Raw genomic sequence first — 10,589 nt, forward strand, 5'->3', positions numbered from 1 at the left:
GGCGTGTCGGACAATTTCCAATCCTGCGCGGCGCCTACATGCCCGCAACGCCCTGGGCCAGCGCGAAATCGAGCAGCACCCGGTCCGAGGGCGCCTCGGGCCAGGTGACCTGTGCCAGCCAGCGATGGAAGGTGGTGGCCGCGATGCGGCTGGCGGGGCCGTCACGGCGCCATGCGCGGGCGATCGGGGCGGCGATCTGCGCGAGCCGCTCGGCCTCGAAGCGTGAGCGCATCTCGGCCTGCATTGCCTCGGGCATTTCCAGGTAGAGCGACTTGGCTTTCTGCATGCGGTCGTTTTCCCACAGCTCGCGGATCCGGTGCATGCGGTCCTCGCCAGCGGGGGCGGCTGCCTGTTTGCCTCTTGACGGCGAAGGCAACGACGGGGGCGCGGCGGCCTCCTCCCCCTTCACGCCGGCGTAGCCCTTCTTCAGGGCATCCTTGAAATAGGCAGCGGCCGACTTCAGTGCCGGCAGCGTCTGGCTGCGCAGGCGCTGCTCGACATGCTCGATCGTGCCGCGCAGTTGCCCTTCGTCGGTGGTCGCATACAGATCCTGGGCCTCGTCCTGCTTGAGGCCCAGCGCGATCAGCTTTCCAACCAGCTCCAGGTCGAAGACATTGCGCGCGGGATCGTCGGCTGCGCCCAGGCGCTGCTGCAGCTTGGGCACCACCCTGAACTGGATTTCCTCGATGCGGCGCCCCCGCTTGTGCTCGATGAGCTCAAGGCTGAAGTCTTCGCACAATGCCTCGATCTCGGCCAGCGCCTTGCTGATCACGTCGCGCTTGAGGAAGCGATAGTCGACCTCGGTGATGTCGCTGCGCCCGGTGAGCACTGCCGCCCACCACAGCACGTCCTCGCGCATCGACAGACGGCTCGGCGACGTGAGGTAGCGCGCACCGATCTCGTACAGCACGGCTGCGGGGTAGCTTCGCATCTGGCCGCTGATCTCCAGCAGGACGCGCGTGTATTGATGGGGTCTGACCAGCCGCTCACGTATCTCTTCTGGGTAGCGCCATGTGATGGTGCAGGGACGTCCCCGACCCTGTTCCTCGATGGTGACCGTCCCGAGCAACTGCGACGACACCCAGCGCTTGAGCCCGGTGCCGCTGGTTGACCATTCGATGGTGGTTGCTTGCATGTCCCGCAGATGAGACTTGAGCAGTTCGGTGTTGTTGGAGTTGAAACGGGCATCGCCGATCAGCTCGCTCAGGGCCAGCTTGTAAACCGGTTCGTCGACGCCCTGACGCTGCGAGTGATAGAGCAGCGCGTTGTAGATGCGCCTCGAAAGAAGTGTCAGACGCCCCCGCTTGGGCCGGATCGCGATGGCCTCGTTGGCCTTGGCAACGCTCTGTTCGTCCGGCGTGGGGGATGGCTTGGGCGGTGGTCGTGGAACTTCGCCCTCTTCCATGGACTTCTTTCAGGTGATCAACGGGTTCACATCATGCCGAGGTTTTGTGATTCGGTCAATTTACAGTTCGAACGCGCGTTCTTGATACTTTGAAAAAGAAACACTTGGAGAGATTGAAGAATTGAAGGTGCAGTTTCTTCAATCCTGACATGTACTTGGAAGGGTTTGTGTGAGTAACGCTGGGATTTCATGTGAGAACATTTGGGATCGGTTGTGAGGTCGAATGGGATTTGGACCGCGCCAATGTGTGATTGCTTGGGATTTGGCGTGAGTGGACAAGGGCTTCGACGCATGAACCGGGCGTCCGTCAGGACTCACGGGCGCTGAATGCCGCTGCGCCAGGGCGTCGATCGCCTCATGGATGCCCGGATCCTTCGGAATCTGCACCACCTGGAGGCTCATCAGGAGAGGCAATCCCAATGGATCTCACCTTGGTCCCCAACCCTTCTCACAATAGAGAGCCGCGGTTGGCGATTCTGTTTGCATATCTTGTTCATTCGACGGATTCTCATAGAATGGCTGAATTCTGTTGAATAAGGCCCTTCTTTATGGCGTTGCCCGCTCCCGCCGGCGCTGGAAACCAGGTTTCCACGCGCGCTCCCTCCAACCCCTCCCCGCCTCGTGCACGCATTGACATGCAGCGCATCGCGGCATTGGCCGTGCGCGCAGGCTCGATGGTCGAGCAGATCCGAGGGCGGTTGCTGGCACCGGAAGCCCGCAAGGTTGCACCGATCTACTCCACTGCGCAACTGGCCGCCTTGTGCGGTGTCGACAAGGCGCATGTGGCCTATCGCATCACGAAGGAAGATCTTCCCAGTGGCCGGCTGACGCCGGCCGGCGGCAAGCGCAGCTTCGAGCTGAATGAGTTGCGTGCCTGGACGCGCACCTACCGCGCCGAGAAGATGCGTCCTGCCGGCAAGAAGGCGTTCACGATCGCCGTGGGGAACTTCAAGGGCGGCGTGGCCAAGACGACGACAGCCATGGTGCTGGCACAGGGACTGAGCCTGCGCGGCCATCGCGTGCTGGCCATCGACACCGATCCGCAAGGCTCGCTCACCACCTTGCACGGTCTGTTGCCCGAAGCGGAGATCAGCGAGGACATGACCATTGCCCCGCTGTGCGACGGCAGCCAGTCCGACATCCGCTATGCGATTCGATCCACTTACTGGGACGGCCTGGACCTGGTGGCGGCGGCGCCTTTTCTGTTCTCGGCCGAGTTCGCCCTGCCGGCGCGCCAGATGCAGGAACCCGGCGCGCGCTTCTGGGATGTGCTCAACGCCGGGCTGGAGAGCGTGCGTGATCTCTACGACGTGATCGTCATCGATACTCCGCCCTCGCTGTCCTACGTGACGATCAACGCGCTGTGGGCAGCCAATGGGATCATCGTGCCGGTGCCGCCCTCGGGCCTCGACTTCGCATCGTCTGCACAGTTCTGGTCGCTGCTCGCCGATCTGGGGGGAAATCTCGATGCACAGGGCGGCGACCTCGCTCGCAAGGCTTTCGAGTTTTTGCATGTACTGCTTAGCCGAGTCGACCCCAGCGATCCCGCCACCCCGGCGGTCCGACAATGGATCCAGGCCACTTACGGTGAGTACACGTTGCCGGTAGAGATCCCCAAGACCAGCGTCACCAGCAACAAGGCGGCCGAGTTCGCGACCGTCTACGACGTGCAGAAGTATGAAGGCGCAGCGAAGACCTACAAGCGCGCAGCCGATGCATATGACGCCTTCGTCGACTTGGTCGAGCAGTCGGTGGTCAGCAGTTGGTCGGACAAGGCGCAGGTGCAATGAGAGCCTGGCTTCACGAACAGAAGAGGGCGGCGGAGCGGCCTGGAAACCCGGTTTCCACCGCGGCGCCGCAGCCGCTCGTCGCGCGCCGCTGGGCGGCGTTCCGTGCTGAAAGCGTAGGCCGGGAGCCGCGCGTCTGTCGCGGTTGGCTCAGTGCGTCCCCTGGGTGGAAACCGGGTTTCCACACGACGGTCGCGATGTACCGTTTGGAAACCAGGTTTCCAGACGTTCGGGCCCGGACGTCTTTTGCGTCCGTTTCAGTCCGTTCCCGTCCCACGCGTCTTGCGTGGAAACCAGGTTTCCATTGCCCAGGAGGTTTCAATGGCTAGCACCCGCAAGCGTCTCGAAGCATTGACGGCCGGCCTGTCGATTCCAGAGCCGGTTCCCGCCGCGGCGCCGGTCTCCGTGTCGACGACACCGGCCCCGCCTGCACTGCCGGGCGCAGCCCCCGTTGTGCTGGAAACCAGGTTTCCACCCGCACAAACGGGTCAGCCTGCCCCCCGCACCGGCCCCGGGCAGATGCTGGCCTTCCGCGGCCAGATGCAAGCTGTGGAAGGTGAACTGGCTGCGCTGCGCGAACGGCTTCGCCAGCACGATGGTTCGACTCCCACGCGCAAGATCGACCCCGCGACCGTCCGGCCCTCGCGCTGGGCCAACCGCCACCCGGCTTCGTTCGAGAGCGCCGAGTTCGCCGGGCTCAAGGCCGACATCGAACTGGCTGGCGGCAATGTGCAGCCGATCCTGGTGCGTCCGCTGGTGGATGAGCCTGGGCAGTACGAACTGGTGTTCGGCCATCGGCGCCACCGGGCATGTCTGGAACTGGGGATTCCGGTGCTGGCGGCCATCTGGCTCGATGAGCTCGGCGATGCCGAACTCTTTGCCGCGATGGATCGTGAGAACCGGGAGCGCGCAGACCTCTCGCCTTATGAACAAGGCGTGATGTACCAGCGCGCCCTCGAGGAGCAGTTGTTCCCGACCCAGCGCCAGCTGGCCGAGAAGCTTGGTGTGAGCCATACCTGGATCCGCAAGGCACTGATGGTGGCGCAGCTGCCTTCGGCGGTACTGGAATGCTTCCGCAGCCCGCTGGAAGTGCAGCATCGCCACGCGGAGCAACTCAATGCGGCGCTCGACAAGGATCGTCGCAGCGTGCTGAAGCGCGCCGAGAAGGTGCGCGGCATGAAGCTCGCCCCCGCCGCCGTGGTCGCCCGACTGCAAGGCTTGGAGTCGGTGGCGAAGGCGGAGAAGCTGGCCATCATGAACGACGGAAAGACGGTCGGTTCGTGCCTGCGTGCGCCTGACGGCACGGTCACGCTGACACTGACGCCCGGCGCCGTATCCGGCCTGACACCGGAAATCTTGCTGAAGTCCGTGGGCGAGACCCTGCAGAAGGTCCGGCTGCTCGGCTGATTGCGAAGGCGCGACGAGGAACCGGGGGAGGGGAGAGAAGCTCCTGAGCAGCTGGATGTCGCCGTCCCCCCATTCAACCGAGGCCCTGGACTGGCGGAGCTTTCCCAAGGTCCTGAATCGGCGGGATGCAGACAGGCCGGACGTCTCGCCCGGTATGCTGAATCACCGGTCTGCATCGAACGCGCAGAGGCGCCGTCCCGCAAACCCGCATCGCCGGCCTGTTCCTTTTTTCGTGGCGACCGCATGCGCAGCGCCCGAAGCAACCGTCAAACTGCCGTCGTTCCCGTCGTGTGTGCGCCCCGTTGTTTGGGCCGCGATCAGGCTGACGAAGTCGAGCGCCGCGCAGAAGCACTCCCGGTGGATCACCCCCGCGCATGCATGCGATTTGGGTTCGGAGGCCAGCGGCGTGACGTCCCGGGTCATGCCACGCGGCATTGCCGGGCGTCGACTGGAGCCTTCCGGCCCATGGCAAAGGTGCATCGAGCGCCCAGTCCGACTGACTTGCACGGTTCGGGCTTTTTCAAGGCGCTTGCAGCGCCCTGCTCAAACTGGGAGGGTACGTTCAGTTCCGCGCCGGATTGTGCAATCACGTCTACGGAAGGCATCGGTCGCGCGCGGCACGGGCGTCTGAGATTGCTGCATTCCTTTCCGCCAGCCGGCAGGCGTTCTGGTGGAATGCCGGTCAGACCCGACTGGCCCTGATGTGAGCATCGTTGGGATTTGAGCACGTAGTGCGTCGCAACGCCCAGGGCCATCCGCGCCAAGGACCTGCGCATGCGCCGATGAGGCGCTCTTGAACGGACACAGGACAGCAGCCTTCAGCGGCTCATCTGCGAAGCTGCCCCCCAGCCCGAAAGCGCCGGCCGCCCGCTATCGTGGCGCACCGCGGCCCGAGATGCGCGGGCCGCTTGTCGTCCGCCCAGTTGCTTGCACCGTAGTTTTTACCCTGGCGGCGCGCCGCCTCCCTGTTGCGGAGGGGGTCCACGCGTCCGCAGCACACCCCTCTTGGACCGTGCTACAGGAACGGAGACGTGCGATGCACATGGCCCGCTGCCCTACCCACTACTCGCCCTAATTCGATAAGTGTGCGCAAGCTAACTTTTAACAAGGCGGGTTAACTTGGCAAGACAGCCCGCTTCCGCACAAAGGCTCGTTCGCCCGCCAAATCCCAAAAGTACTCACAAAAGGGAACAGTGGAGACGACCGGGCGATGAGGACGTGCCCTTGGCGCGCTTGCCCAATACCTCTCACATTGCCCCGCGACAAAGAGGCTGAGCGCAACCCTCACGGCTTGCAGGAACAGCACGCTCGGCGACCGGCGCTGCCCAACGTCCCGCGCAGGGCGGCGAACCCTGACTCTGGCATCACGTGCTCCCCCTCGGCACACCGCGCATTTAAGGGGGCAGGATGGCACGCCGAGGGCCCCCTCGTAAATCCTCAATGCAAGCACCCACTTAGGAGTGGAAGCACATGCAGTGCCTAACCATACGTCTGCCTACCTCGATGCAATGCGCTTAACTGGATTGCGGCATCGGAAAAAATAGCAATTGAATCAAAGACTTAGCGCATACCTCGACTTTCGTTTCTTCGAAACGCTGAGAGATCATCTAAAATTGATATTGATGATTATGCAGAGTGAAAACAGCCGGCCGAGCCGGCGCAGCCCGGGTGGCGCAAAGAAGATGGAGCGCGCCTGCTGCCGCAGCCGCGGCGCGTGGCAATGACCCGCCGTTTCGCGCCGAGTGCCGCAGAACTGGCTCAGCTGGAAGACGGCGTGGTCGAGCGCCTGGCGCTCGACTGGCGTGCGAGCGCATCGCGCGGCGAAAAGCAGGCCTACGGGGTCGCACACATGCTGGAGGTCGAACTGCGACGCCGCGTCCGCGGCAGGCGAGCCGAGCAGTCGCCGCCCCCCGCGAGCGCCCCGCGACCGTGGTGGAAGTTCTGGCACGCGCGACAAGCGCCCAGTGTGCCGGGCTCCCCGTGAAAAAAACGACACCCCTGCGCAAGCTCCATCGGGGCCACTTCGCGTTCATGCGCGCGCTCGCCCAAGGGGTCGAGGAACGCGCTGCCTGGGATCGCTACCTGCGCCTGGAGGGCGAGCACGTCGACCTGCGCACGGTGCGCCGCACCGTGGCCTGGATCCGGGACGCGTTCGCCGCCGCCGCGCGCCGTGAACAGAAGCCCGGCACCGCGCGCCTGATCCTGCTCGACGCCGAACGCTTCACCGCGACACCGGCGCTGCCGAGCTTGGCCGAGTTTGCCCAGGCCCAGGGCATGGAGGACTTCTCGGAGGCCGAACAGATCGAGGCGTATGAAGCCGCCTTTCCACAGGGCGGCGGCGCCGCGGGACCGGCGCGCGCGCAGGGAGGCGCTCAGCCTTCGCGCCGCGCACGCGTCATCGAGCGCCAACTGGAGGCGCTGCACTGGCTCGAGAGCCTCGTCGCACAGGATCCGCGCCCGGGCGACAGCGTGGCCGCCTGGCTGCATCCGGCGCTGGCCGAGCGGCTCGAACGCGCGAGCCTTGCGACGCTTTCCGCGCTGGTGCTGCACATCAACGACGCCGGCGCGCGCTGGTGGGTGAACGTCCCAGGCGTGGGCGAACACAAGGCCGCGCGCATCCTCGACTGGCTCCACGCCAATGAGCAGGTGCTGGGGCTGCGCATCGGCGTGCATGCGGCGCGCCGGCGCGCGCAGCTCGGCCCCGCCGCGCTGGCCGAGGTGGTTCCGCCCGCCACGGCGCTGGTGCCCTACGAGAAATTTGTGCTGCCGCCTGGGCTGGACGGAAGCGACGGGAGCGCCCGCGCGCCGAGGCAGGCGTGCCGACTCTCTGCGGCCAATGACCACGAGGCGATCGGCGCGTGGCTGCTTGCGAAGGGCGGCGGGGTCGCGAAGGAGCCCTTGTCGGCCACGCAGCGCTCGTACCGCAAGGAGGCCGAGCGGCTGCTGCTCTGGGCGGTGCTGGAGCGCGGCAAGGCCATGTCCTCGCTCACCCGCGAAGACGCGGCCGCCTATCGTGCCTTCCTTGCCCGGCCGCCCGTTGCCTGGTGCGGACCGCGACATCACCAGCGCTGGTCCCCGATGTGGCGGCCGCTGGAGGGCCCGCTGACGCCGGTGGCGCTGCGCCAGGCGCTGGTCATTCTCCGCAGCCTTTTCGCCTTCCTCACGTCCCAGGGCTATGTGACGGGCAATCCCTTCGAGGAGACGCCCTTGCCCTCGCAGGCCGGGCAGCCGCTGGGCACCAACCGTACCCTGAGCTTCGCGCAGTGGGACCACATCGATGCGCGGTTGCGCTCACATGGGGACACCGAGGCCGGTCGACGGTTGCGCCGCGGCATGCACTGGCTGTATGCGACCGGGCTGCGCCTGGCCGAGATCGCTGGCGCCTGCTGCGGGGATCTGCGCCTACGACAGGACGCGACGCCGGGCGACGGTTCGGTGCCGTCCGTCTGGCTGCTGACGGTGACCGGCAGAGCAGGGGGGCGCCGCGAGGTTCCGGTGGCGCTGGCGCTGATCGAGGACCTGGAGGAAGAACTGGCGCGCCACGGCTTCGATCGACGGGTCGACGCACCCGCCAATCGCGACGTTCCCGTGCTGGCGCGTTTCGACACGGGGGCCGAGCATCCGGCCGCCTGGTCGTCCTCGGGGCTCTACCAGGCCATCAAGGCGTTCCTGGCGCGCATCGCACAGGATCTCGATGCCTCCGACGCCGAACACCTGCGAAAGGCCAGCACGCACTGGCTGCGCCATACCCACGGCGCGCACGCCTTGCAGGGCAGGGCGGGGCAAACACCGTTGCCACTGGCGGTGGTGCAGAACAACCTGGGTCACGCGTTGCCCAGCACGACCTTGATGTATGCCGCGAAGCGTCGACCCGCCTAGAAATTGTCATCCGAGTGTTAACCAGGATCGTTGAGAGGCTGCGCCTAATATACGACGCATTCTTCGATGCCATTGCTTAGAAAGACCACCATGAAAACCAAGCAGCTCATCTCCGCCGGCATCCTCGCATTTGCCGGCATGGCCTTGTTGGCCCCAGGCATCGCCTCCGCCGCGCCCCGCCACCATCCCAAGCACAAGGTGTGCAAGTGGGACGCGCGCCATCACCACCGTGTGTGCCACTGGGTTCGCTGATCCACCAGGAAAAGCCCGCCCCACCAAGCTCAGGATGCCTCGCGAAGCGGGGCATTTTTTCATTCGTTCGAAAAGAGCTGCGGCTATCGTCGAAGCAAAGAACTGCAAGCCCGCATGAAAAGTACCGCCCCCCAGCTTGCGATCGTGGAAGAGCGGCGTACGCTCGGCTGGATCGATGCGCTGTTCCTGCTGATCCTGCTGGGGCTCCTGTGGAGCGCGCTGCACTTCGGCAAGGGCATGCTCGTGCACTTCGATCCGGCGGCGGTGCCGCAGATCGACAGCTCGCCGAGCCAGATTCCCTATTACGCGGGCCGCACGCTGATGCGCATGTGGATCGCGTTCGGCTTCTCGCTGTTCTTCGCCATTGCCACCGGCTACCTGGCGGCAAAGAACCGCACGGCGCGCGCCTTCATCCTGCCGGCCCTCGACGTGCTGCAGTCGGTGCCGGTGCTGGGCTTCCTGTCTGCCACCGTGGCGGGTTTCATGGCGCTGTTCCCCGGCAGCCTGCTGGGCGTCGAGTGCGCTGCCATCTTCGCCATCTTCACTGGACAGGTGTGGAACATGGCGTTCGGGTTCTATCACTCGATGGTGACCATCCCCAACGACATGCAGGAGGCGGCGTCGACCTACGGGCTGACGCGCGCGCAGCGCTTTCGCACCGTCGAGCTGCCGGCTTCGGCCCACAGCCTGATATGGAACTCCATGATGTCCTTCGGCGGTGGCTGGTTCTTCGTGGCGCAGAGCGAGGCCATCAGCGTGATGAACAAGGACATCAAGCTGCCGGGCCTGGGTTCCTACATGGCGCAGGCCATCGCGCAGGGCAACAACACGGCCGCCCTCTGGGCCGTGGTGGCCATGATCTTGCTGATCCTCGTGAGCGACCAGCTGGTCTGGCGCCCGCTGCTGGCGTGGGCCGACAAGTTCAAGATCGAACTGACCGAATCGGCGACGCCGGCAACCTCATGGGTCTACAACCTGCTGCGCGGCGCCTACCTGTTCACCTGGATCGGCGAGCGGCTCTGGCTGCCGCTGAAGGACCGGGTGTCGCGGGTGCCCAATCCGGCCGCGCGGGTTCCGGTGCGGCTCGGGGCCGGCGGGCAGAAGCTGCTCTGGCGCGCGGCGGGCATCGTGCTCGCCGCGTGGATCGGCTTGGAGATCCTCAGGGCCCTGGCGGCCGCCGTGGCGGCGCTGCACGGCGCGCTGACGCTGGCCGCCTTCGGCCACATCGTCTGGCTCGGCGCGCTGACGGCCCTGCGCGTCGCCGCCATGACGGTGCTGGCCACGCTGATCTGGGTGCCGGTCGGCGTGTGGATCGGCTCGCAGCCGCGCGTGGCGCGGTTCGCCCAGCCGCTGGCGCAGATCGGCGCGTCGTTCCCGGTGAACATGACCTTCCCGATCGTCGTGGGCTTCTTCGTGGCCGCCCACGTCACGCTCGACTGGGGCAGCATCCTGCTCATCGCGATGGGCACGCAGTGGTACATCCTGTTCAACGTGATCGCGGGCGCCATGGCCATCCCCAACGACCTCAAGGAAGCGGCACGGGTCTACGGCCTGCGCGACTGGAACCTGTGGCGCACGCTGATCCTGCCGGCGATCTTTCCGTACTGGGTCACGGGCGCCTGCACGGCCGCCGGCGGGGCGTGGAACGCGAGCATCGTGGCCGAACTCGCCACCTGGGGCAGCACGACCTTGAAGGCGCAGGGCCTGGGCGCCTACATCGCCACCGTCACCCGGGAAGGGGACACGGCGCTGATCATCGCGAGCATCGGCGTGATGTCGATCTTCGTCGTGCTGATGAACAAGCTCATCTGGCGCCGCCTGTACGCCTTCGCCGAGCGCCGATTCAAGCTGGATTGAAA

The 10,589-nt window shown here is 65.7% G+C and carries 8 protein-coding genes; 6 read left to right on the top strand and 2 right to left on the bottom strand.

Going from position 1 to position 10,589, the window contains the following annotated elements:
* Positions 1 to 34: 34 nt before the first annotated feature.
* A complete protein-coding gene (locus WIX39_RS30855) occupies positions 35 to 1,405 on the bottom strand; it encodes a replication initiation protein (RefSeq protein WP_081271059.1) in 1,371 nt (456 codons plus the stop codon).
* A 635-nt stretch (positions 1,406 to 2,040) separates the two neighbouring features.
* Here WIX39_RS30855 and WIX39_RS30860 point away from each other — a divergent pair.
* Positions 2,041 to 3,195, top strand: a complete 1,155-nt coding sequence (locus WIX39_RS30860) for an AAA family ATPase (protein ID WP_234383125.1) — start codon at positions 2,041 to 2,043, stop codon at positions 3,193 to 3,195.
* 318 nt (positions 3,196 to 3,513) lie between these two features.
* Positions 3,514 to 4,599 carry a ParB/RepB/Spo0J family partition protein gene (locus WIX39_RS30865; RefSeq protein ID WP_285412658.1) on the top strand — a complete coding sequence of 362 codons (1,086 nt, stop codon included), beginning with the start codon at positions 3,514 to 3,516 and terminating at the stop codon, positions 4,597 to 4,599.
* A gap of 162 nt (positions 4,600 to 4,761) precedes the next feature.
* Here the strand turns inward: WIX39_RS30865 and WIX39_RS30870 are convergent, their stop codons facing one another.
* Positions 4,762 to 5,022: a hypothetical protein gene (locus tag WIX39_RS30870; RefSeq protein ID WP_409196865.1), complete on the bottom strand. Its 261-nt coding sequence runs from the start codon at positions 5,020 to 5,022 to the stop codon at positions 4,762 to 4,764.
* 1,297 nt (positions 5,023 to 6,319) lie between these two features.
* Between WIX39_RS30870 and WIX39_RS30875 the strand changes: the two genes are divergently transcribed.
* From WIX39_RS30875 to WIX39_RS30890, 4 genes are all read left to right on the top strand, one after another.
* Positions 6,320 to 6,583, top strand: coding sequence for a hypothetical protein (locus WIX39_RS30875; protein ID WP_409196866.1), 264 nt, complete (start codon positions 6,320 to 6,322; stop codon positions 6,581 to 6,583).
* Positions 6,580 to 8,478 carry a phage integrase family protein gene (locus WIX39_RS30880; protein WP_409196867.1) on the top strand — a complete coding sequence of 633 codons (1,899 nt, stop codon included), beginning with the start codon at positions 6,580 to 6,582 and terminating at the stop codon, positions 8,476 to 8,478. Before WIX39_RS30875 ends, WIX39_RS30880 begins: the two co-directional genes overlap by 4 nt.
* 90 nt (positions 8,479 to 8,568) lie before the next feature.
* Positions 8,569 to 8,730, top strand: a complete 162-nt coding sequence (locus WIX39_RS30885; RefSeq protein WP_409196868.1) for an HHHH-motif protein — start codon at positions 8,569 to 8,571, stop codon at positions 8,728 to 8,730.
* Between the two features lie 114 nt (positions 8,731 to 8,844).
* Positions 8,845 to 10,587: an ABC transporter permease gene (locus WIX39_RS30890; RefSeq protein ID WP_409196869.1), complete on the top strand. Its 1,743-nt coding sequence runs from the start codon at positions 8,845 to 8,847 to the stop codon at positions 10,585 to 10,587.
* The last annotated feature ends 2 nt before the right edge of the window (positions 10,588 to 10,589 follow it).

The organism is Variovorax sp. AB1(2024) (genome assembly GCF_037482385.2).
GTDB lineage: Bacteria > Pseudomonadota > Gammaproteobacteria > Burkholderiales > Burkholderiaceae_C > Variovorax.

Coding starts and splice junctions, on each gene's coding strand:
- WIX39_RS30855 (WP_081271059.1), bottom strand. CDS start 1,405: ATGGAAGAGGGCGAAGTTCCACGACCACCGCCCAAGCCATCCCCCACG.
- WIX39_RS30860 (WP_234383125.1), top strand. CDS start 2,041: ATGCAGCGCATCGCGGCATTGGCCGTGCGCGCAGGCTCGATGGTCGAG.
- WIX39_RS30865 (WP_285412658.1), top strand. CDS start 3,514: ATGGCTAGCACCCGCAAGCGTCTCGAAGCATTGACGGCCGGCCTGTCG.
- WIX39_RS30870 (WP_409196865.1), bottom strand. CDS start 5,022: ATGACCCGGGACGTCACGCCGCTGGCCTCCGAACCCAAATCGCATGCA.
- WIX39_RS30875 (WP_409196866.1), top strand. CDS start 6,320: ATGACCCGCCGTTTCGCGCCGAGTGCCGCAGAACTGGCTCAGCTGGAA.
- WIX39_RS30885 (WP_409196868.1), top strand. CDS start 8,569: ATGAAAACCAAGCAGCTCATCTCCGCCGGCATCCTCGCATTTGCCGGC.
- WIX39_RS30890 (WP_409196869.1), top strand. CDS start 8,845: ATGAAAAGTACCGCCCCCCAGCTTGCGATCGTGGAAGAGCGGCGTACG.